The organism is Chitinophagales bacterium (assembly GCA_016787225.1).
GTDB lineage: Bacteria > Bacteroidota > Bacteroidia > Chitinophagales > JADJOU01 > CHPMRC01.
On the sequence record JAEUUY010000026.1, the window covers coordinates 20,555 to 43,482 of the forward strand.

The window sequence follows — 22,928 nt, forward strand, 5'->3', positions numbered from 1 at the left end:
TTAATCCTTCTTAGATTTTAAAATACGATCCAAAGTAGTCAAAGAAGGTAGGTATTGTCTAAATAAATTCATATTGTAAGAATCGCCCTCATCATAAAGGTTCTGTGCATTCATTTCAAAACAAAACGCAGGCTCCAATGTAAAATTTTGATCCAATTTTATCTCATAATAGAGGTGTCGTTTAGAACTACTAATGCTTTCTTCATGTTTCATTAACTTAATAGATTGAATCTTACCATTGAGACCTGTCAACCTATAGGGCTTGCTCCTACCACCAGAATATAGAACAACGAGAGAACCATCTTCGATACCAATAGGAAAATCTTTGATAGCTAATTTATTATCAATAGCATCAAATCTAAATGTATCTTGTTCTAATTTAGACTTTAGACTAGATGATTTGCAAAATCCGAGAACAACTTTAATCTTTTTATCATCCACTTCACCTTCTATATGTTTTGCAAAATCTAAACTCGAATTTAATTTTGAAATTTTCTTAATGTAATTTAATCTAGTAGCTTCAACTTCGATTTCACTTTTTCTATTTTTACTTATTTCAAGAAAATCGATTTCTTTATCTATTCCTAAGAATCTTCTATTGCAAAGATTAGCAGAAATGCCGGTAGTACTGCTGCCTGTAAAAGGGTCTAGTATCCATGCTCGCGGTTTGGTCGATGCTAAAATCAATCTAGTCAATACCGACAATGGCTTCTGTGTCGGATGCTTACCGCAGGATTTTTCCCACGGAGATATGGCTGGAAGAGTCCAAACATCTTTCATCTGTTTGTCTCCATTGAGCTTTTTCATCAACTCATAGTTATAATAATGCGGGATTTTTTCAGATTTTCTAGCCCAGATTATTTGCTCAGTAGAATAAGTAAAATAACGACAAGAAAAATTAGGCGGAGGATTGGTTTTTTCCCAAGTGATGACATTTAGTATTTTAAAACCTAGCTCTGTCAATATCTGCCCGACTGAAAAAATATTATGCATCGTGCCACTTATCCATATCGTAGCATCTTCTTTCATTTTGTCACGCACCAAAGAAAGCTACTTTCCATAGAACTGATTAATGTATTCAAAACCGTGATATTTGTCCCAATTACCCTTGTTTACGCCAACAATTTGTCCGTTATAATTGATAGTCCGTTGTTTGATAAAAAATAGGGTGGGTCAGCAAAAACCATATCAATCAATTAATGATTTCAATCGTTCTAGATTTTCGAAAATATGGTTTTGGGGTTGATTTGACTCTTCAAAATGCTTTTGCTCATCTGAATACAGATAATTAATAACTTCTTTCGTTAGTGAGTTTATCTCATCTGACTTACTTTGGCTGTTTATATCGGTAAAATTTACTTCAGCAAAGTCATTGTAGTCTAATACTATTTCTGCTTTTTCATATTGCTCATTTACCTTTGATAAAGCTTCTTGAATGTTCTCAGCCTGAATTTCTACCACACGAGCAAGTAACTCTTGAATTTCAATTTTAAATGTTTCCATATTTAATTTTTTTGTATTTACCTCGACCAACAAATTCAATAATCCCTTTATCACGGAGTATTTGAAGTTGTTGTCTGATTTTGTCTTTAATGAAATTGTTATTAGGATATTTCAATTTGAGTTTATTCTCACAATTATAGACTTCTTCAAGATTGAAAACATCAGTTTTTATTTCATCAACACACTTCATAATATCTAAAATCCAACCCTTTGCATCACTTGATTTCTGCCTAAGAAACAAAGTTTTATTAAAAAATTTATTTACCACTTCACGGTCAATAATCTCTGAGTTTTTTACCAAATAAATTTTGCCTGACTCAGCCACTTTGGATATGTCAATATTGCACCCTATCCATCCTGCTCTCCTTGCCGTTAGAGCTAATGGTGATCTTTTAATGATAATTTCTTCTGTAAAGAATTGTTTAGGAATAATCAAAAAGTCGTTAACACTCCAATTCTTTGAATATGTTAGAAAGAAAAAATTTGGATTGTTTTCAGAGTTTATTCTTTCAATCATTGTTGAATAAGCTCCGTCCGTAATTGTATTCGTGAGTTCCCCACCCTTACTTTTTAATTCAAATTCTTCTAAACATTTTTTGCAATAAAAGTCAGCAACAGGTCTATTGTTTTCAAATTCATTTAATGGTAAATCTCCGCAACTAGGACAATATGAATTGTTTAGAACCCAATTTTCTGTGAGAATTCTCGCTATTTGAGAATTACTTTGATAACCTTCTGCAAGTTTTAAGTTAAACAATAGATTCATTCTTAGCAGAAAGTTGCGTTAGGGATAGAAGTGGAAAGTCCGCAGCGAAGCGAGGACTTGCAACGGATAGCCCGACCCGATAGGGGAACGCCCAAATAATTTTTTTCAGGATTTGCATTTATACTTCGTTTAGCTTCAACCCTTTCAATTTTAAAATCTGCATTTAATTCGTTAAAAAAATTGTCATTCTCATCTTTGCCCATAAAGTATAAATTACTCAATATCCAATGATGGCCCAATATATCCAGATTATTACAAAAATTTCTCAATCGCTCCTGTTCCGCATCGTCAAATACTTCCTGTGCATAGGTATTAAAACTAGAAGTCTGGCTGAGTGGCTTGTAAGGTGGGTCTAGGTAAAAAAGACTTGGCTTGTCTATTCCCGAGAGTGTATCCTCAAAATCACCACAGCGCATTACTACCTTTTTCAGTGCTTCGTGTACAGCTAATATATTTTCTTTTTGGCATATAGTAGGCAAGGTATATCTACCTATAGGTACATTATATTTGTTTTTCCTATTGACACGATAGAGTCCATTGAAGCAGGTTTTATTTAGAAAAATAAATAAGGCTGCCTGATGTATATTATCTGATTTTCTGCTATTAAAAATAGTTCTTTTCTCAGCATAATATTCACGGCGTCTCTCTTCAAGCTTATCAACTGCATGAAATTCTTCTTGCCATTCATTGAGAAGCGAAATAAGTTGTATTGGTTGGCTAGCAATAATCTGATAACAATTTACGAGGTCAGCATTGATATCATTGATGATGGCATGTTCTATTTTTGGAAATTCATTCAATACCCAAAACAACACAGCACCACTGCCTACGAAGGGTTCTACATAAGTGGATTTTTCCGAATAGAATCTTTTGGGTATTCTTTTAGAAATCTCTGCGAGAAGTTGTGTTTTACCCCCTGCCCATTTTAGAAAGGGTTTGGCTACAATATTTGACATATAACTATTATAGAGACAAATATAACCAAAGTTTCATTGGAATTTAGCTTGATTATCCACAAAATTCATATAAAGTTTTGGTTAAACTCCCTTCTTCCTCAACACAAAATTCTGACCGAGATATACTTTTCGAACCGTTTCATCTTGGCTGAGTTCTTCGGCGGTACCTGATTTCAGAACACTTCCTTCGAAAAGCAGATAAGCTCTTTCGATAATGGAAAGAGTTTCTTGCACATTATGGTCTGTAATCAAGACTCCTATATTTTTATCTTTGAGTTGAACCACTATTTTCTGAATATCCTCTACAGCAATTGGGTCTATCCCTGCAAAGGGTTCGTCTAGTAAAATGAAAGCAGGACTCGTAGCCAGACAGCGCGCTATTTCGGTTCTTCTTCTCTCACCTCCCGAAAGCACATCGCCATTGCTCTTGCGAACGTGTCCCAGTCTAAATTCTGCTATTAAATTTTCCAATCTATCTTTTTGTTCCTGCTTAGAAAGATTTGTCATCTCCAATACAGCGAGAATATTATCCTCCACGGTCATTTTTCTAAAAACAGAAGGTTCTTGCGGTAAATAACCTATTCCCATTTGAGCTCGCTTATACATTGGTATCTTGGTGATCTCTTCCTCATTGAGAAATACCTTACCTCCATCGGGTTTGATTAAACCCACCGTGATATAAAATGATGTCGTCTTCCCTGCACCGTTGGGTCCTAGCAAGCCAACAATTTCACCTTGCTTGACTTCGATCGATACATCATTGACGACCTTTCTGCCTTTATATGCCTTGACTATATGTTCTGTGCGTAATACTTTCAATATTTATATTTTATAGTTTTACTACTTTGTATTCTTATATCCCAGTTGAATTAATAAATCTTTCAACTTAGCTACGTAATCGCCTTGAATAATTATTTCTCCATCTTTGACCGTACCTCCTACACCTAGTTTAGTTTTCAACTGCTTAGCTAAAGCTTCTAATTCGCTATCTGAGCCTTGAAATCCATGGACTATAGAAGCCTTTTTTCCTGCGCGATGCTTAGTTTCCAAACGTATTCGTAATTTCTGACTATTGGAATCTAAGTTTAAATCTTCTTCCAATTCTTCATCCTCCAACTGCTGATTGGGATTTGTAGAATAGACTAGCTTATTTTTACTCATAATTCGTATTGACGATTCAAAAATAGAGTTTTTGCACTATACCTTCGCTAAAATCCTATAAGCGATATCAAAGGTTTCTTGGCTATAAGCAGCAAACAAATCTTGTTTTCTCAATTCTTCTATCCTAACTTTTTTCATCCATTTTATTTCAGAGACCTCTTCATTAAACACTATTTTTCCCATCATAAATGACGGTAAAAATCCACTAAATAAAGTCACTAGAGATGTTCCTATGGTAAAATGAGATTGCAATTCTAAATCTAATTGTGTAGAATTCAAACCCAACTCTTCTTCTACTTCCCGATAAGCCGCTTGCATGATATCATACTCTCCACTGACCAGGCTTCCTGTAGTTGTAGCCCACCGATTGGGAAACCAAGTAAGATGAGCTGCACGCTTTTGAATTAAAAATTCCTGATGCTCATTATAAATCCATATATGAACAATACGATGAAAAAAACCATCTGGTATAGTCTCACCACGCTTTACAGAAATCCCTTGATACTCTCCTGTAGCATTATACAAGTCCCAGAATTCCATCTATCTGATAAGGGTAACACTACCAGACTGAACTATGCGTTCATTATCATAAGTAAAAGCTTCGACATACCACACATAAACTCCTGCAGGACTCTTATCGCCATCTATGGTTCCATTCCAGCCAGAATTAATATCTGTCGTCGAAAATACTTTTTCACCCCAGCGATTAAAAACTTTAAAATAAGTAATGGAACGAATATTGAGATGTTTGACAATCTTAAACTCATCGTTGATGCCGTCTCCATTTGGAGTAAATCCTGTGGGAATTAAAAGAACATTTTTTCCATAGACAAAAACATAGACACTATCGCGCCCTATACAACCTCGTCCATCTGTAGCTTCCACAAAATAAAGCGTCGTATCTTTTGGACTTACACTTATTTCTTTTAAATATGGATTAGTTGATAATTCACTTTTAGGAAACCATTCAACTTGATCCACCTCAGTTTTCGCATTTAAGATTATTTCTTGTCCTCGATAAATATTGGTGTCCTTACCTAGGTCTACTTTTGGTATACTATCGACGTAGACATCTACTTTGATAGAATCTGTAAAACAGTCGTTCGATATCACAGCGGTATAGGTGAAAAATGAATCTGGGAAAACCTGTGGTGTCCTGGATAAAGTATCGTTAATATTATATGGTGGCTTCCAGAGATAATACAACCCCCCCTCAGCATATAAATCTATAAATTTACCCTTACATATTCTTACAGGCCCTTTAGCATAAGGCTTGATAGGCTTTTGAACTGGGATAATAAAACTATCTAGCCATGTACATTGATGAATATTTGTAGCTTTTACATAATATTTCGTAGTCTCTTCTGGAAATGCTAATACTGTTTTAGCTGTATCCGAACTTAAAGAATTAGAAGGTCGCCAAAGATACTCACATTTTTCTTTGGTTAAAATTGTCAAAGCGACTGTATCTCCCATACAGAGATATCTGGGGAGATTTACAACACTTAAATATGGCAATTCATGCACCAGAAGTCGAATGGAATCTATATTGCTACAAGTATTGGTATCTATTACCTTTAAAGTATAAGTTTGAGAAGTCTTAGGCTTGGCTGTAGGGTTTGAGATTTTTTTATTACTAAAACTAGGTTCGTTTGTAGTCCATGTATAGTCGACATGAGCTGGGTTCGAGATAAACTGGTAGGTCTCACCGAAACATATAGAATCTAGAGATATCAGCCCTACATCTGGTAGCGGAAAAACATTAACCCTTACAGTATCGAATCTTGTATAACAATAATTTGAAATTCGAAGAGTATATTCTGTGGTGGTAAGTGGTTTTAAAATTGGTGTTCGAATATTCGAGTTAGAAATATTGAAAGGTGCGAATGGATTCGATGTCCATTGATATGCTGAAAACTCACCCTGATCATGCGGGAAGATTTGAAATGTATCTCGCGGACATATCGAGGTATCGTTCATCAATATAAAATTGAAATTAGGGTCTAAAACAATAACCCTGACAGTATCACGTATTAGACATCGATTTGTATCTATACCATGAAAAATATAATCTGTATTTTGAATAGGTCTTGCGATAGGCGTATATGTATTCGCATTTGTCAAGGTAGCATTAGGTAGCCAATAGACAGAATTAAAGACCCCTGTTCCGTTTAGTTGCACAAAGTCTCTAGCATTGACACTAGGTGGCAAGCAAATACTAGTATCGGTTCCTGCATTAATTGAAGTTTTGGTGAAAAATTTAATTTTGACTGTATCAAAATTGAAGCAACTGTTAGCATCTGTTCCTTTTACGATATAGCTTATAGAATCAGGATACGGTGGGCTAGCTATGGTCGAAGCGGCATTTGCATTAGACAAATAGACAGGTGGAGACCACTGATAATTCAATGCTCCTGTGGCAAAAAGTGGTGTCACCTGATCATAACAAAGAGTAGTATCTCTAAATGCTCTCACGACAGGGAGTGGATTTACGGTAAAAGGGAAACTCATAGAATCCTTACAACCAAAATTAGAAATAGCCCACAGGTTGATAGTACCTGCAGCCATGGTCGTAGGTGTATAAAAAGCATTACATGTTGTAAATTGAAGACTATTGGGTAGAGTCCAACGATAAGCAGTTATAACCGATGGTGATGAAATAGAAACTTTGCATTCAAGGTTCATAGGTTGACCAATACAGCCATTAGGAACTATCGCTGCAATATTTGGCTTAGCTAAAATAGTCACTTTTTTTACTATCTCAGAAGTGCAACCAGCATGGGTAGTTACTTTTAGTTTCACATTAAAATCACCAGCATTCGTATAGGTATATACTGGATTTTTCAAACTAGATTTTTGACCATTGCCAAATTCCCAATCCCATTTGACTATTGGTCCACCCGTCAAGGGAGTTAAATCATTAAATTGAATGGGCGAACCTTGACATACCTGATCCTGAAAATTAAAGTTGGCCACTAACTTTGGATACACTTTGCAAATTCTACGAGTAGTATCAAAACATAGCTGACCGTCTATCCTTTTCTTAAATGCTCTCAATACTACAGTATAAATACCCGAATCAGAAAAAGTATGTGTAGGATTGGCCTGAGTAGATGTATTATTGGCACCGCTAGCCGGATCCCCGAAATTCCATTCATATCTATCTGCATTCGTACTAGTATTGGTAAAACTTACTCTTAAATCACCGCATAGAATAAATGTACCAATATTTAGCTTAGGATCAAAGGTGCCAGGAACAAAGGGTGCATCCGCTTTGGGCAAATCACAATCGACTACGTTGTACTGAAAATCGCGAGCAAATGAATTTATAACTTCTCCATTCCGTATCTCCTTGACCATAACCGAAGCTACAAAGCGACCAACCCTATCTGGTTTACAAACCAATAATCCAGATACAGGATCTATACTCATTGGGGGATTTCCTCCTAAAATATTATTGACACTATAGCCATTAGACCAAGAAACAGGATTGACATTTAAGGTCTGAATCCTATTAATGGGATTATCTGAATCTAAGCCTGCGAGAGGAGTTGAGAGTGAATACTCAAGCGCATCACCGTCAGTATCTGTAGCTGAATGGTCAAAATAAAAGGACTGATTGACACATATAAATATAGGTGGAAATTCTTTAAATCTAGCAGAATTATTAGGCTTGGTGCCATATGGTGGGATAAAAGTACGCAAGGTAAAACCGGGTTTATCTTGCTTCCCTGGCTGATTTTGTATATTTAAGATGCCATCATTTCTGCAGCATCGCATGTGCTGAATGGTATATCCTACATTATTTTTAGGCAAGGTAATAATGGTCTCATACAGTCCTCGCTCTACACAGGTAGATTTATCTACTTTCAAGCATGGATTGACAATTACAGGTTTAATTTCCACCCTACTTAATAACGATAATGCATTATTATTAGCATAAATATTGAAATCTATATTCCCTTCAAATACGCTAAAATAGAATGGTGGCATTTGCTGACCATTTTTAGGAGGGGTGCCATCATAATCTACTACAACTTGCGAATTACAATCCCTATATACCTCAAAGATAAGCTTGTATCGATCGCCACCAAGATATTCATAGTAGATAACTCCGCCCACAATGTGAGTCGCAAACACAGTCTGATAGCTCAATACAACCATCAATAAACTGATAAAAATATAAGTGGCTCGTTTCAAGTATAAAATATTGGTTACTACAAAGTTAATATAAATAAATCAAATAGAATATTAATAATTGGGCAAGAACTATTGGATTAACAATATTTTGCATGGGTTAATCTTTTTTATATAACGTAAAATCAGACTAGAAATTTATATTTGCATAAAACAAAAATCAAGATGGCAAATAACGCTACAGATATCAGAGAACTAAATGAAATAGTAAACAGAGAAAGTTTATTTATTGAAGTTATAGAGCGAGAACTTTCTAAAAAAATTGTAGGGCAAAAAGATATGATAGACAAAATTCTACTCGCCCTTCTTGCTCATGGACATATCCTCTTAGAAGGTATGCCTGGTCTAGCTAAGACGCTCACAATTAAATCCTTAGCAGACTCTCTAAAATGTACATTTAATAGAATTCAATTTACCCCTGACCTCTTGCCTGCGGATATTGTAGGTACTATGATATATAATCAAAAGGTCGGTGAATTTCAAGTTAAAAAAGGACCTGTATTTGCCAATTTTCTTTTGGCAGATGAGATCAACAGGGCTCCTTCTAAAGTACAGTCTGCCTTGCTAGAGGCTATGCAAGAAAAACAAGTGACATTAGGTGAGCAGTCCTATAGACTCGACGAACCATTTTTAGTAATGGCTACTCAAAACCCATTGGAACAAGAAGGAACCTATCCGCTCCCAGAAGCCCAGCTAGATAGATTTATGATGAAAATCCTGGTAGGCTATCCTACGAAAGCAAATGAGATAGAAATTTTGAAACAAAACTCGAGTGACCATCGCTCTGTAATAGAACCAGTAGTGGATAAAATGGCTATCATCAAAGCCAAAGAAATCGTCAAGCAAATTTACATGGATGAGAAAATTGAACAATACATAGTAGATATTGTTTTTGCCTCAAGATTTCCAGCTGACAATAAATTAGATAAATTAAAACACCTGATAGCTTATGGCGGCTCACCTAGAGCCTCTATCAATCTAGCCTTGGCGGCTAAAGCGAATGCCTTCATGAAACGCAGAGGGTATGTAATTCCTGAAGATGTGAGAAATGTATGTTATGATATTCTTCGACATAGAATAGGACTCACCTATGAGGCAGAAGCAGAAAATATCACAACAGATGATATTATTACAGAACTATTGAACGCAGTAGAAGTACCATAGTAGTATGGAGGTATCCGAGCTCATAAAAAAAGTTCGTAAACTCGAACTTAAAACCCGAAAGCAAAGTAAGGACTTGTTTACAGGAAACTATACCTCTACTTTTAAAGGTAAAGGTATTTCATTTCATGGCGTCAGAGCTTATACCTACGGAGACGATGTGCGAAACATTGATTGGAACGTAACTTCTCGTAGTCAAGAACCTTATATTAAAGAATTCGAAGAGGAAAGAGAGCTGACTTTTATTTTATTAGTAGATATTTCGTTGTCAAATTATTTTGGCAGTGGGGAATCCTCCAAGCGAGACATAGTCAATGAAGTAGCAGCAACGCTTTCCTTCAGTGCTCTTAATAACAATGATAAAGTAGGTGTCATTTTTTTTAGTGAAAAGGTAGAAAAATATATTCCACCCAAAAAGGGGAAATCGCATATTTTAACCATATTGAGAGAATTAATAAACATAGAACCTTCTAGATCTACAACCAATGTAGGAGAAGCACTTCAATTTTTAAGTAATACGATAAAGAAAAAGTCCACGGTGTTTATCCTTTCAGATTTTATTGAAAGTGGTGATTTTGAGAAACAATTGATGATTTCTCGTACCAAGCATAATTTTTATGCCCTTCAATTCTATGACAAAGCAGAAGAGAACTTTCCTGACCTTGGCTTGGTAGAACTTTTCAACTCTGAAAAGCAGCGTTATGAATGGGTTGATACCACATCATTATCCTTTAAAAACCATATGAAAACTAAGATTCAAGAAAATCTAAAAAGGCACAAAACCTTATTTAAAAAGATAGGAGGTGAATACTGCGCCATAGACACCCAAGAACCATATATTCATAAGGTGGCAGAGTTGTTTAGGAAGTAATAATTAACCTAAATTAATCATTAGAAGTCACAACATGCCGAACTAAATGATTTGGTTGTCCTGAAGGTTCTTCGGGACGATTTAGTATTAGTTTCAATCCCGTGCGTACGGGATTGCAAAAGATTGAAATAGAAATTCTTAATCGATTTCGCATTTTCTAATGCGGAATTCGGGATTAAGGAAACTTAGGATATTTTTGAAAATCGGGGTCTCGCTTTTCTAGGAAGGCATTTTTACCTTCTTGGGCTTCTTCCATAAGGTAAAACATCAAGGTAGCATCTCCAGCCATTTCCATGATGCCTAGCTGACCATCTAATTCGGCATTGAAGCCTCGCTTGAGCATACGAATAGCCATAGGACTGCGTTTCATAATCGTTTTTGCCCATTTGATGGTTTCTCTTTCGAGAAAATCAATTGGTACTACTCGATTGACCAAGCCCATATCCAGTGCCTCATAGGCAGTGTATTGTTCGCAGAGGTACCAAATTTCGCGTGCCTTTTTCTGACCTACATTTCTAGCCAAAAAACTAGAACCAAAACCAGCATCAAAGCTACCTACCTTAGGTCCAGTCTGTCCGAAAATGGCATTATCGGAAGCTATACTGAGGTCGCAGACGACATGTAATACATGTCCACCACCTATGGCATACCCATTGACCATAGCTATGACTGGCTTAGGCATAGAGCGAATTTTTTTATGTATATCTAATACGTTTAATCTAGGTACACCATCTTTACCCACATATCCACCGATACCTTTGACTTGCTGGTCGCCCCCGCTACAAAATGCCTTTTTGCCAGCACCCGTCAGCACTACAATATTGATATTCGTATCTTCACGACAGATATCAAGTGCATCTAAAATGTCGAAATTGGTTTCTGGTCGGAAAGCATTATGTCTTTCTGGTCTATTGATGGTGATTTTTCCTATGCCATCATAGAACTCAAATAAAATGTCTTCGTATTTTTTAATTTCTTGCCACTTTACTTTTTGTAACATATCTTATTTATTATTTGTAACTTATCAAATTTGCTTGCTTTTCTAGAACATTCTCAATGTATTTTTTAAATTCTGCATATTCGGCTACTGTGATAGTTTGAAGTGAGGTATTATGCTCTAATTTGATATTTAGTTGATTTGGTTTTTCTAAAGTGTATTTAATTTTAAATGAATGCTCTTTAAAGGAATGTTCACTGTCTTTTGGTAATTCAAGAAACTTTTCTTCTGGGGCTATCTCGATATTTACATCAGATTGATACTTACTAAAAACTTCGAATTGTGAATATACAAGGTTATGTTTTCTTTCTTCTGTACTTACTAATGCCATAGAGTATGGCTTATAGATTATTGGGGTTTCTAATAGTTTCATTCCTCCAATTGATTTTGGCTTTTCAGATGTTTCAAAATTTATAGTGATAACCGACTTATTATTTATGCTATCAAAGTGTTCTTTTTTATAACCAATAAGTTTTAGAGGTTTATTATAAGCAGTGCTAAATGCCTCTTCTATGGTTTTCTTAATTAAATCTTCACTTAGTCCACTATAAAATAATTTTTTGTAATAACCACTATTACCTGTAGTAGTAATATTCAGACTCAGAGTCGTAGATTTAGGATTGATTTTATAGTTATATTTGACTTGAACAGACTCGTTTTCAAAGTTTTGTTTAACTCTAATTAATTGTGATTTTTCATTAGCCTCTTTATCGGGGTAAATTACTAATGCAAGAGCATTTTCAATATTTAAGTTATAGGTTAAAAAACCAGCATCTTTATCAGTCATTTCTAGAAAATTGTCTTTCCCATTCAATTTAATTTTTACAATCATATGGTCAAAAGCAATTTCAGGCAATTTTAAATACTCAGTGCCATTTCTGCTGGTAAGGGTTAATACAGTCGAAGCATCTAAGCCTGCTTTTCGCGCCATAGCGACAAAAAGCGTCGATAAATCTTTACAATCGCCGAGCCTCGTACGTACTGTCTTTGATGGCTTTTGAGGTGTGAATCCAGATTGCCTAAAATTTACATAGCTATAGTTCAAATTGTCACAGATATAATAGTAGATTTTATGAGCCCTGGTTTTTTCATCATATTTATCTGCCCCATTAGGAAATATGCTATTATAAGCATCCAGAGCTTCATCCTCCAGTTTTGTATTGTTTCTAACTAGATCGTAATACCAAGTGGCTATTTCTCCCCAGTTTTTAATCGTAGATAAAGCGATACAATGGACTCTATCAAAATATGATGGGCATAGTACTTCTGGGTTATCTAGTTCATCTAGATTTGTCGCTTCCCATTTTTGAAAGTTTTTATTATTAAACTTAGTTAGTGACATTTTAGAAGTTCCATTTATTTCATGAAAGTTAAACTTGACACTATCTGGATATAAGATGCCAAACCGGCTAATATTGCATGGGTATTCGCTTTTAAAATAATTCCATTTATTAAAATCTTTATAAAATCTGCCAGTATTATTGGTATAGTTCTTAAAATCTAAAAGAATAACGTCTCCAATATCGAGATTAGTCGATACAAAGGTATAACCGTTATTCTCGATTGGAATTATTTTACCACTAGGTTTAATAATTTCACTCCTTACATAATCATGTCCACCATTAGCATTAATTTCCTTTAATTTTTCTATGCCCTCTTTTCCTGTTATTTCATAGATCATAAAGCTTTTTGATTCCGTAATATAGCTATCGAACACATTCTCTATATATTCATCTAACAATATGCGAACCCCTTTATTAGATTGGGTATTTTTACCTCTACTAGCACTTATGAATTGATAAATATCTTGAGTCCTAAGCTTTTCTAATTCACTTTTATATCCTATAAAGTCATGGTATTTTTCATGTAAAGAGTAGTCATTGGGATTGCTTAGCATAGCTTTTCTATACCAAAAAATAGCTGAATCTTTTTTCTTCAGTTGTTTGTATATATCTCCCTTAGTCTCCATGGCAGAAAGAGAGTATGGGAAATTTGCCGAAATACTATCCGTTAGTGATAGAGCCTCTTGGTAGGCATTTTTATCAATTAAAAAATCGATAAGATTTTGAATGGTATAATTGTCGTAAGGCATCTTACGCATTTGAGAATAATGAATATGTTTTATGGAGTCATATAGCTTTGCATCTTCCAGTTCTTCTATTATCTGATGCAGTGCACTGCTATTTTCATATTTGGAATAAAGGTCATAAAGGATTCCAAGATATTTATCTTCCTGATTGTCAATAGTTTTGTAAAACTCAGCAATAGACAATATTGTTGAATGTCCGAAATCTGCTCTTCGCAGTAAGTCTTCAGCATTCTTTGTTATTGAAGACTTATCATTTTCTTCTATTGAAGCTAATAGCTTATATAATGGAGGATATATTGAATCTACCTTTAGACTCCTTTTGGCTTTTTTTTCTATTTCTTCTTTTGTCAAATCTAGGTAAAAATCAATACTTTGAAAGTCCTGTATAAAATTTGCGAAATAGAATGAATCTTCAGTTTCCATCTTTTTTTGCAGCTCTTCTACACGTTCATCCTGGTCGGTGCTATTAAAATAGTCCTTCTTTAACATTGCTATCATAGAGCTATTAGGGTATATTGTATCAAAATAAGATATTTGTTTCCAAAGCTCTCTCATTTTACCATTTTGCTGATATGAGATAGCAAGAAGATATTGATGTAATAAAAAATTGGAACTATTTTTAGGTGTAGTTTTGAAAAAACGGTAATATTCCGGATCAATTTTAGAAACTTCTACTTTCGTTTTTTCATAGTCTTTGTGGGAGTCATGATATACTAGTCCATCGACTTTTGTGTCATCAACATTGGTAAAGTTACAGTAAAAATAATTATCAAGACCATGCTTGACGGTATATTTTAGTAATAGTCTATTGTAGCCTTTTTTTAATTGAAGTCGCAATATATTAGAGTTTGGAAAATTTGGCTGAGCCTCATCATCTAGATATATCTCGGAATCGTTTAGAAAAAGTTTGAGGCTATTTTGATAACCAAAGTTAAGATTTACTAGCTTATCAGTTGGGGACTCAATGAATATTTGTGCATACACAATCCCTTGAGAGAGACTCGTTTCATTATTGAAATAATAATAGCCTTTTTCTTTATTTCTATTCGGAACTGTGTACCAGCCTACCTTCCCATTACTTCTAGCATCAAATAGTTTATCAGATTTGCTATACTTCTCTGGTTCATAAGTGGTGTAAATACCACTATTATTTAGATCTTCGAAGACACCACACACTTGCCAATTATTGATTGAGTTTATTTTGCTATCAATAGTGTCTGTATTTAATCTTCGATATTGATTTGCTGATCTTTTGGATATTTTGAATATTTCATCGTTTTTAAACTTAGGGTCCGACGATATAATATCTACAGTTTCTAATGCTGAAGTTGAATATAGGGATTCTCCGAAAACATTAAATAAAGGGTGATACTTAAGTGGGAAGATATAAATAGGAGACTTTTCAAATTGGATAAAACTCTTTACTTCATTTTTATCAAAAAATAAACGACCATTTTCATATTGAAGAATCAAATCAGTTGTAAAGACGTCTATATCTGATAATTTCTTATCCTTAAGTTTTTTATCAAATAAAATTTTAGCCTCCTTCCTTTTGTTATTTAATAATAAATCCCACACTATACTCAAATCAGACTGACTAAAAATTGTAAACGGAAAATAAATACAAATAGCTATAATAGTGAATCTAGTCCTCATATTGGTTTGTTTAAAAATTTAGAGCAAATATAATTGGCTTGTTACATCTCAAAAAGAATAAAATAGACATATTAAAATCCTTGTACTAATATGCTCTCTCATTATTATTTTCATAATAGTTAATAAATGATTGGTTGGCTACGCGATTGCCACCTGGAGTAGCGTAGTTTCCGCTGAAATACCAGTCACCTCTATCGTTAGGGCAGGCTACTGCTAGATTCTCCAAGGTTTGAAATACTAGCTCGACTTCATAATCCGCATGATCTGGTGTCACAAGTTCAGCAGCAATTTTAGTTAATTCTTCATCATTAAATTGAGCATAAAATTCTTGAAGTATATTTTGAATTTCTGCAAATGGTTTTTGATTTTCCGATTTACATTTCTCGTAAATTTCTTCAATAAAGTCAAGCTTATTTTTTCTAGTTAAAATTTCTTTGGCAGCTCTAAACACCAACAAATCACCTAGCTTGCTCATATCTATGCCGTAGCAATCTGGATATCGAATTTGTGGAGCCGATGATACGACTATTACTTTTTTAGGTTTTAATCGACCGAGTATATTGATGATACTTTGCTTGAGTGTAGTACCTCTCACTATAGAATCATCAATGATACAAATCGTATCCCGACCTGACACTATAGAATTGTAGGTTATGTCATATACGTGAGACACTAGGGCATTGCGGCTAGAATCGTTGGTAATAAAGGTTCGCAACTTAGCATCTTTGACTATCAATTTTTCCGCACGAATTCTTCCTTCTACCAACTCGGCAGCATGGTCTTGGTCCAGAGATGAAATAATGTTGGAACGATAAATCTGTTCCAACCCCTTTATCAATCCCATATAGGCGAGCTCTGCAGTGTTAGGGATAAATGAGAATACCGTATTATTAAAATCTGCTTTAATTTTATCATAGACTATTGGAGCTAGGAGTTTTCCGAGCATTTTACGTTCACTGTATATAGCTCCATCTGTGCCGCGGGCAAAGTATATACGCTCAAAGCTACAAGACAATCGCTCTCTAGGCTCTTGAATTTTCTTGATAGAAAGAGGTTGATCATTTTTTAAAATCAAAGCATGCGCGGGAGGCAATTCATTGATTTGATTATAATCTATATTGAATGTAGTAGCAATAGCCGGTCGTTCACTAGCCACTATCGTTACTTCATCGTCCGAATAATAATGACATGGTCTAATACCACTTGGATCGCGGAAAGCAAAGGCATCTCCATAACCCAAAACTCCTGCTATATTATATCCCCCATCAAAACCTTTGACAGCTCTAGATAACAAATTTTCTATGACAAGTTCCTTTTGAATTTTGTCTGAAATTTCTTGATTATCTAGTCCTACTTTTTTATATTCATCAAATAAAGTCTGAACTTCTACATCCAAAAAATGCCCAATTTTTTCCAAGACTAATACCGTATCTGTATTTTGTCTTGGATGTTGTCCTAGATTGACGAGCTGAGCCATGAGTTCTTTGACATTGGTTAAATTAAAATTGCCAGCTAAAACCAAGTTTCTGGTAAGCCAATTGGACTTTCTGTAAAAAGGATGACAAACCTTTTCGGAATTGACACCGTGGGTTCCATATCGGAGATGACCCAAAAATACATGACCGAAAGAATCACTGTTTTGAATTAAGAACTTGGCATCATTTTTTTGCTCCTCGGTAAAATTTTCAAAATGTGCATACGATTTTTGAAAAATATGTTGCAAACTATTTGCATCTGCACTTCTTTCACGATAAATAAAGTCATGACCGAAATGTGTTTCTCGCTTAATAACAGCTATCCCCGAACCGTCCTGACCCCTATTTCTCATTTTCTCCATCATGAGATACATCTTGTCTAGAGCATAAGTAGGCGTTTTATACTTGTCAATATAGAATTGAAGTGGCTTATTTAATTTGAGGAGGGCCACTCCACATTCGTGTTTGATGCTATCGGACATTTATTCGTGTTCAGTTTATTCTGATGGTTTAGTTCATTCAGTTGGCAGTTTGTTCTTATCAACTTTTCAATTTTCCTTTCAACATATCAATTCTTATATATTTTACCAATCTTTCTCACTTTTTTTATTATCTGGTTTTGCTTTTTTGGCTTCCATTTTATTCTGTGTATTTTGTTCCTGATTCTTTAAAGCTTCTAAGAGACGCTGAGCCTGTTCCTTTGTCATTCCTTTATTTGGTTGCCTTTCCTCTTGTTTTGAATCTTCCGGCTTTTCTTGAGGTTGCCCTTCATTTGTATTATCTTTCTTCTGATCTTTATTGTCCTTATTATCTTTCTTATCTTGATTTTTCGGCTGATTATTCTTACCTCCACCTTTGTTCTTCTGTTGTTTCTTGGCGAGCGCTAAATTATACTTGGTATCCATATCATTAGGATTGAGTTTCAGTGCATTTTCATATGCTTTAATTGCCTCTGCAAGCTGATTGGATTTAAAATAAGCATTACCTATATTGTGATAAACTCTTGCTCTTGACAATTTGTTATCATTTTTATTGATACAACTTTCAAATGATTCAACAGATTCCTGAAATTTTTGTTGACTATATAGAGAATTTCCAAGATTAAAATTAGCAACCCGATTTTTAGGCTGCAGAGCTAGTGCTTTTCTATAGTTTAGTTCAGATTTTTGGAAATTATTGTTTTGATAACTTGAATTGCCTTTGCGTATCAGAGTCTTTACAGTTTTTTTGTGCTTTTCTGCTTCATTATTTTGTGATTGAGCGGAAGCTGTAAAAAGTAGCAAGAAGCTTATACTAAAAGCCCTCTTAATAAACTGATTAAAATCTATATCTGGAATGATAAATTCGATAAAAAGTAAAAATAATACGACCAAAGCAAACCAATAGAAATAACTATTAAAATTAGAAAAATCGAACTCTTCAAAATCTTTACCCTCCAATTTATTTAACTCAGAAACTACATCTTCTTCAATATTACCTTGTTGGCCCAAATGAAAGAAACCGCCATTACCAATTGAAGCTAACTTTTCTAAGACACTTCTGTTAAATGCAGTCATCACTGTATTACCTTGGTCATCTTTTTTGAATTCTCCATTACCTAAAGGTATAGGAGCACCATTTTCTTCTCCTACACCAATTGCAAAAACTTTGATGCCATTTTTCCTAGCATCTTCTATTGCTGCATTAGCTTCTCGATCATGGTCTTCACCATCCGTAATTATAACAATAGCTTTACTTTTAGAGTCCGTTAATCCTAGAGTTTTACCAGCCATACCAACTGCTTCTCCAATATTAGTACCCTGTGAAGGAAAGTTATTAGGATCTATGATAGGCAAACTCATTTTGATAGAGGTAAAATCTATCGTCAGCGGTACTTGAATATAAGAGCTACCAGCGAACAAAATTAGGCCGACTCTATCATGCTTTAGTTTGTCTAAAAACTTAGTAATAAATAGTTTCGATCTACTGATTCTGTTAGGATTAATATCTTCTGCCAACATACTATTTGAGACATCAAGCAGTAGCATAATATCGAGTCCCTGCCCTTTAATTTTTTCTCCTTTGACTCCAATCTGAGGATTGGCTATAGCTATGATTAATAAGATAAGACTTACGAAAAACAATACAAGCTTAGTTCTAATCTGAAAGGAATTCTTAAATGGGATGATATGACCGAGTATTGTAGTTTTAAAAGAATTAGCTTCAGTTTGCCTTTGCCAGCGATAATACCAAATAATTAGACCTACTAAAGGCAGTAGTAACCACAATAAATTTAGCAAATAGGAATATTGAAATCTTTGCATACACTTAAAAAGCAAATTTCAGAAAATTCGAGCTAAAAAAGGCAGAAGAAAGTCTAAAAATCGTTAAGTGTGGATATGTAAGACTACACCACTGATAAATCTGGAGGAAGTGCTGTAGAATCCTGAAAATGATGTGATTTTTCAAATGGTTTTACATAATTTTCAATGAACTGTTTTTTGTAGTCGCGATATTCCGAAATACCTCCTAAAAAGTGAAGAAGTTTGACATAAAGCCATGGTAAATCCAATTGATAAGGCAGAAAACCGCTTCTAGCACTTGTAGCAAATAGGTGGTGATTGTTATGCCATTCTCCAGCTACATATCCTGGCCATAATTGATTGATAGAGTAGTCTGCACGGTTATAGTCGGAACTACCCCAGCCTTTTTTACCCTTGCCTTTACCATGCCCTTCATAATTGAAAGTTCTGATACCTACTGCCCATACAAAGGTGCCACCGAAAATTGCACAAAGCAATCCTAACCCGCCGCCATAGGCACCTGCCCATTCTCCTAAGAAATAAAAGAAAGTGCCCCAAAAAGCCCAATTCAAAAAGGTGGAGGCCAAAACGTAACCCGGATGAGCTATAGTGCCATATTTTTTATATTGTTCATAACTATTCATGACAGTACCAGTATGTGCTATATTCTTTTTGGCTATATTATAATCCGCTTCTGACAAGTCTCTATTCATCAATTGATGATTGGTGTCTGCAAGAAAGCAGTAAAAAAAGCCTCCGAAAGCATTATAGGGATCACCTGGCTGGTCTGATTTCTCATGATGCACATGGTGGGAAACAACATACAACTCTTCTGGAATTACCTTTACAACCAAATGCTGTGAAATAAATTTCCAGAAGCTATTTTTAAACGTAAACGCATTGTGGGTAGAATAGCGATGATACCACATAGTGCCATGGCTTCCCATAAACACCATGCCATAGAAGAAGGCTATCAGTAAATTGCTTACAGATAAATATTTTGTAATTAATAATAAGAAGAATGGCATAAGTAACAAGACTAAAAGCCAAGCATACAAAGGAAACCAATTGCGCTTATCACGGAAAATATTGATTCTATAAAAATATTCAGAAAACATTTGACCCAGAGTAGGTCGAATAAAATTTCCTTGTTCATCTGCCCACTTATAGCGTGGCTCCATCAATATATAGTCGCTTAATTTCATGTTTTTAATTTGGATTTACAAAGGTATTTAAATGAAAATAAACTGGAATAAATTAAGTGTTAATTTTTTTCCGTTTTCTAGTCCCAATCTCCTTCTACCTCGTCTGATTGATACTCTTGTCGGGTCTTCCACTTAGCAATCATTCTTGCCATGTAAAGTTCTGCTATTGCTATGGAAATCTCCTTTGATGATTTATCAGCGTCAAAACATGCTTTAACTTTCGTTTCGGATATATCCGATTTATATAACAATTCTAACAATCTACTATAATCATGATCCATCAATTTCTGAATAGCATAAGCCGTGAGATATTTTAAGTTTTCATAGACCTCTTGCTCTGACATGGCTTTGATATTCGTCCATTTTTTCAGAACTCCAAAGTCCTGTTTAGCTTTATCAATCAGAAACTCATATTTGCTCAGCATCGAATTCCAACTTTTTATTTATAAAATTTCTTCGTTTCAGATAAAATAAATCGATAACAGATAATATGGCTACTAAACTATAGCTGATACTCGATGCCCAAGCTGAAGCTATGATACCATGCTGTGGCAAATAGATAAAATTAAGTCCTAAATTAAGAAGAACTCCCAACCCTAGAATAATAAGTAAGGATTTTTTGAGCCGTATGGAGAAGTAAATATTATAGTTGAAAATAAAAATAGAAAGCGTAATAAAACCGATGAGTAAAATTCTAAGGCAATTTACACCCTCTGGATTATGTTTTTTGTAATACCATAAATAAAGCCAAGGACTCATAATATAGATGACAAATGCTAAGCCTATACTAATCAACACTATAAGCATGAGCATTTTTTTAGATTTATCTAATACCGCTATTAGATTATCATTCGCTAGTATTTTCGGAAGATACATGACGCATATAATACCTGTAATCATAAGCAAATTCTCAACAATAGTTCCACCTATGCCATATACTCCTACCTGGTGATTGTTATAAAATGCTTTGATAAAATATTGGTCTGCCTTTAATAATAACATATACAAAATGCCAGCGATATAGGCCTTCGAATTAAACAAAATATTCTCTTTGAAAAATCCCATATCCCATTGCAGCGGCCAGATATTCAACAGAGACTTTTTATGAGCAACTATAGTAAACACGAGGTATTCTAAAGTCATAAAAATAGTAATGCTAAGTATGGAAATGCACTCGAGGTAATAGCTAACACCTATAAAAATTAGATAAGCTAATCTCGTCGCCAAATCGACCTGTTGCATGAAGAGATTCTGATCTAGACCGAGCAAAAATGACCTGTAAATAAGTGAAAAAGAATAAATAGCATAGCATAGCACAAATACAATACGCAAGCTATCTGACTGAAACTGAAAATAATATCCGAAACCAATTAAAGACACAATAATGACTATAATACTAAAAGCTGTGATAATAAAACACGTGGTGAGATACAAATGCAATTTCTCAGGCTTTTTGCCTGCATAGTAGATGGCACTGCCATTAAATCCAAAATTGAGAAAGGTAGCGAAAAGTACAAGCGAACTAATAAATAAGCCATAGAGCCCACTCTGTGCTTCTCCGAGTTCGCGTCGCATGACAAAACCTGTGAAAAGATTGATTAGGACTACCCCGCCGCGCATCAGCACATTGGCAGAAAATATTTTAAGCAATCGATTATACTTCTCGAGATAAAAATCAAATTGTGTTTTCCACGTTTCCATCAAGCTAAAATTTCAGCGACATGAACTCTTATATTGTCGGCTATCTTATCCATCGGGATATCATTTTCATCGCCACTAAACGGGTCTTCTATTTCCTCTGCCACCAGTTCCATACCTAGCATAGTGTAGAAAACTAAAGCGACAATAGGTACACACCAATAGCCCAAGGTGAAACTCAATCCTACAGGCATAGTAGCTATATAGAAAAAAACTACTTTTTTGATAAAGGCAGAATAGCTATAGGGAATCGGAGTATTTTTGATTCGCTCGCAGGCTCCACATATATCTGCAAAATTGGATAATTCTATATTGATAAGACGCATATCGTCTGCACTGAGGCTCCCCGTTTTATACAAATCGTAGGTTTTTTGAAAGATTAATTTTGCTATTTGATTCGGAACGTGTTTCGAGTCATCAATATCTATTTCTGGGTGAGACAAATCATCGAGCATCAACCGAGTCTTTTCTTTCAAGAGGTGAGCCTTTAGGTGCTCCGCAAATAAGGGTATAGTTTGGCGATAAAAATCTCTATCTGCTTCGCTGCTTGGTATCATGGCATTTATCTTAATGGCCAAATTCCGTGAAGAATTGACTAGGCTACCCCATAGCTTGCGCCCTTCCCACCATCTGTCGTAGGCAGTATTCGTGCGAAATACCAATAGTATAGAAATAGCAAAGCCAAGAAAAGTTTGAAGCATCAGCACATTTTTTACAGGATGGTCTTGTGGTAATTTGAGAACATCCTGCTCTATGTACACTATAATGATCGTAAAAATACATACCGCCAATATCAACCAAGCCATCAGATGAAAAGATGAAGTCTGATGAGGCTTCAATAATAAGCTAAACCAATCTCTGGGATTATATACTCGCATTTCTATATTTAGTGAGTAAAACTAAGACAAATA

At 34.9% G+C, this 22,928-nt stretch carries 18 protein-coding genes; 2 read left to right on the plus strand and 16 right to left on the minus strand.

The features are described from left to right. The 8 genes from JNL75_09495 to JNL75_09530 form a co-directional block, all read right to left on the minus strand. Entirely contained in the window at positions 1 to 1,041 is a 1,041-nt protein-coding gene (locus tag JNL75_09495) for a site-specific DNA-methyltransferase (GenBank protein ID MBL7790045.1), read from the minus strand. Positions 1,042 to 1,188: 147 nt separating this feature from the next. After that, positions 1,189 to 1,503: a DpnD/PcfM family protein gene (locus JNL75_09500; protein ID MBL7790046.1), complete on the minus strand. Its 315-nt coding sequence runs from the start codon at positions 1,501 to 1,503 to the stop codon at positions 1,189 to 1,191. After that, a complete protein-coding gene (locus JNL75_09505) occupies positions 1,490 to 2,269 on the minus strand; it encodes a hypothetical protein (GenBank protein ID MBL7790047.1) in 780 nt (259 codons plus the stop codon). Before JNL75_09505 ends, JNL75_09500 begins: the two co-directional genes overlap by 14 nt. Positions 2,270 to 2,271: 2 nt before the next feature. Continuing rightward, positions 2,272 to 3,225, minus strand: coding sequence for a DNA adenine methylase (locus JNL75_09510; protein ID MBL7790048.1), 954 nt, complete (start codon positions 3,223 to 3,225; stop codon positions 2,272 to 2,274). An 81-nt stretch (positions 3,226 to 3,306) separates the two neighbouring features. Next, on the minus strand, positions 3,307 to 4,047 hold the full coding sequence (gene lptB, locus JNL75_09515; GenBank protein MBL7790049.1) for an LPS export ABC transporter ATP-binding protein: 741 nt from the start codon (positions 4,045 to 4,047) through the stop codon (positions 3,307 to 3,309). An 18-nt stretch (positions 4,048 to 4,065) separates the two neighbouring features. After that, entirely contained in the window at positions 4,066 to 4,386 is a 321-nt protein-coding gene (locus tag JNL75_09520; GenBank protein MBL7790050.1) for a translation initiation factor, read from the minus strand. Between the two features lie 36 nt (positions 4,387 to 4,422). Beyond that, entirely contained in the window at positions 4,423 to 4,926 is a 504-nt protein-coding gene (locus JNL75_09525; protein MBL7790051.1) for an NUDIX domain-containing protein, read from the minus strand. Then, positions 4,927 to 8,586 (minus strand): PKD domain-containing protein, encoded by a 3,660-nt coding sequence (locus tag JNL75_09530; GenBank protein ID MBL7790052.1) that lies wholly within the window; start codon positions 8,584 to 8,586, stop codon positions 4,927 to 4,929. A gap of 162 nt (positions 8,587 to 8,748) precedes the next feature. Here JNL75_09530 and JNL75_09535 point away from each other — a divergent pair, with 162 nt between their 5' ends. Then, on the plus strand, positions 8,749 to 9,747 hold the full coding sequence (locus JNL75_09535) for an AAA family ATPase (GenBank protein MBL7790053.1): 999 nt from the start codon (positions 8,749 to 8,751) through the stop codon (positions 9,745 to 9,747). Positions 9,748 to 9,751: 4 nt separating this feature from the next. Continuing rightward, positions 9,752 to 10,615: a DUF58 domain-containing protein gene (locus JNL75_09540; protein MBL7790054.1), complete on the plus strand. Its 864-nt coding sequence runs from the start codon at positions 9,752 to 9,754 to the stop codon at positions 10,613 to 10,615. A 175-nt stretch (positions 10,616 to 10,790) separates the two neighbouring features. Here the strand turns inward: JNL75_09540 and menB are convergent, their stop codons facing one another. From menB to JNL75_09580, 8 genes are all read right to left on the minus strand, one after another. After that, entirely contained in the window at positions 10,791 to 11,615 is an 825-nt protein-coding gene (menB, locus tag JNL75_09545) for a 1,4-dihydroxy-2-naphthoyl-CoA synthase (protein ID MBL7790055.1), read from the minus strand. Between the two features lie 10 nt (positions 11,616 to 11,625). Next, positions 11,626 to 15,357, minus strand: coding sequence for a hypothetical protein (locus tag JNL75_09550; GenBank protein ID MBL7790056.1), 3,732 nt, complete (start codon positions 15,355 to 15,357; stop codon positions 11,626 to 11,628). Between the two features lie 85 nt (positions 15,358 to 15,442). Continuing rightward, positions 15,443 to 17,314 (minus strand): amidophosphoribosyltransferase, encoded by a 1,872-nt coding sequence (locus JNL75_09555; GenBank protein ID MBL7790057.1) that lies wholly within the window; start codon positions 17,312 to 17,314, stop codon positions 15,443 to 15,445. Between the two features lie 102 nt (positions 17,315 to 17,416). Beyond that, a complete protein-coding gene (locus JNL75_09560; protein MBL7790058.1) occupies positions 17,417 to 19,135 on the minus strand; it encodes a tetratricopeptide repeat protein in 1,719 nt (572 codons plus the stop codon). 83 nt (positions 19,136 to 19,218) lie between these two features. Next, on the minus strand, positions 19,219 to 20,319 hold the full coding sequence (locus JNL75_09565) for an acyl-CoA desaturase (protein MBL7790059.1): 1,101 nt from the start codon (positions 20,317 to 20,319) through the stop codon (positions 19,219 to 19,221). A 77-nt stretch (positions 20,320 to 20,396) separates the two neighbouring features. Then, positions 20,397 to 20,744 (minus strand): hypothetical protein, encoded by a 348-nt coding sequence (locus tag JNL75_09570; protein MBL7790060.1) that lies wholly within the window; start codon positions 20,742 to 20,744, stop codon positions 20,397 to 20,399. Beyond that, the gene (locus JNL75_09575; protein MBL7790061.1) at positions 20,728 to 22,020 is read right to left on the minus strand and encodes a polysaccharide biosynthesis C-terminal domain-containing protein; all 1,293 of its coding nucleotides are present in this window, start codon (positions 22,018 to 22,020) and stop codon (positions 20,728 to 20,730) included. Before JNL75_09575 ends, JNL75_09570 begins: the two co-directional genes overlap by 17 nt. After that, positions 22,020 to 22,895, minus strand: a complete 876-nt coding sequence (locus JNL75_09580) for a bestrophin family protein (GenBank protein MBL7790062.1) — start codon at positions 22,893 to 22,895, stop codon at positions 22,020 to 22,022. Before JNL75_09580 ends, JNL75_09575 begins: the two co-directional genes overlap by 1 nt. Positions 22,896 to 22,928: the final 33 nt, after the last annotated feature.

Excerpts from the sequence above, each read along its gene's own strand:
- JNL75_09500 (MBL7790046.1), bottom strand. The coding sequence starts at position 1,503 with ATGGAAACATTTAAAATTGAAATTCAAGAGTTACTTGCTCGTGTGGTA.
- JNL75_09505 (MBL7790047.1), bottom strand. The coding sequence starts at position 2,269 with ATGAATCTATTGTTTAACTTAAAACTTGCAGAAGGTTATCAAAGTAAT.
- JNL75_09510 (MBL7790048.1), bottom strand. The coding sequence starts at position 3,225 with ATGTCAAATATTGTAGCCAAACCCTTTCTAAAATGGGCAGGGGGTAAA.
- JNL75_09520 (MBL7790050.1), bottom strand. The coding sequence starts at position 4,386 with ATGAGTAAAAATAAGCTAGTCTATTCTACAAATCCCAATCAGCAGTTG.
- JNL75_09525 (MBL7790051.1), bottom strand. The coding sequence starts at position 4,926 with ATGGAATTCTGGGACTTGTATAATGCTACAGGAGAGTATCAAGGGATT.
- JNL75_09535 (MBL7790053.1), top strand. The coding sequence starts at position 8,749 with ATGGCAAATAACGCTACAGATATCAGAGAACTAAATGAAATAGTAAAC.
- JNL75_09540 (MBL7790054.1), top strand. The coding sequence starts at position 9,752 with ATGGAGGTATCCGAGCTCATAAAAAAAGTTCGTAAACTCGAACTTAAA.
- menB (MBL7790055.1), bottom strand. The coding sequence starts at position 11,615 with ATGTTACAAAAAGTAAAGTGGCAAGAAATTAAAAAATACGAAGACATT.
- JNL75_09550 (MBL7790056.1), bottom strand. The coding sequence starts at position 15,357 with ATGAGGACTAGATTCACTATTATAGCTATTTGTATTTATTTTCCGTTT.
- JNL75_09555 (MBL7790057.1), bottom strand. The coding sequence starts at position 17,314 with ATGTCCGATAGCATCAAACACGAATGTGGAGTGGCCCTCCTCAAATTA.
- JNL75_09560 (MBL7790058.1), bottom strand. The coding sequence starts at position 19,135 with ATGCAAAGATTTCAATATTCCTATTTGCTAAATTTATTGTGGTTACTA.
- JNL75_09565 (MBL7790059.1), bottom strand. The coding sequence starts at position 20,319 with ATGAAATTAAGCGACTATATATTGATGGAGCCACGCTATAAGTGGGCA.
- JNL75_09570 (MBL7790060.1), bottom strand. The coding sequence starts at position 20,744 with ATGCTGAGCAAATATGAGTTTCTGATTGATAAAGCTAAACAGGACTTT.
- JNL75_09575 (MBL7790061.1), bottom strand. The coding sequence starts at position 22,020 with ATGGAAACGTGGAAAACACAATTTGATTTTTATCTCGAGAAGTATAAT.
- JNL75_09580 (MBL7790062.1), bottom strand. The coding sequence starts at position 22,895 with ATGCGAGTATATAATCCCAGAGATTGGTTTAGCTTATTATTGAAGCCT.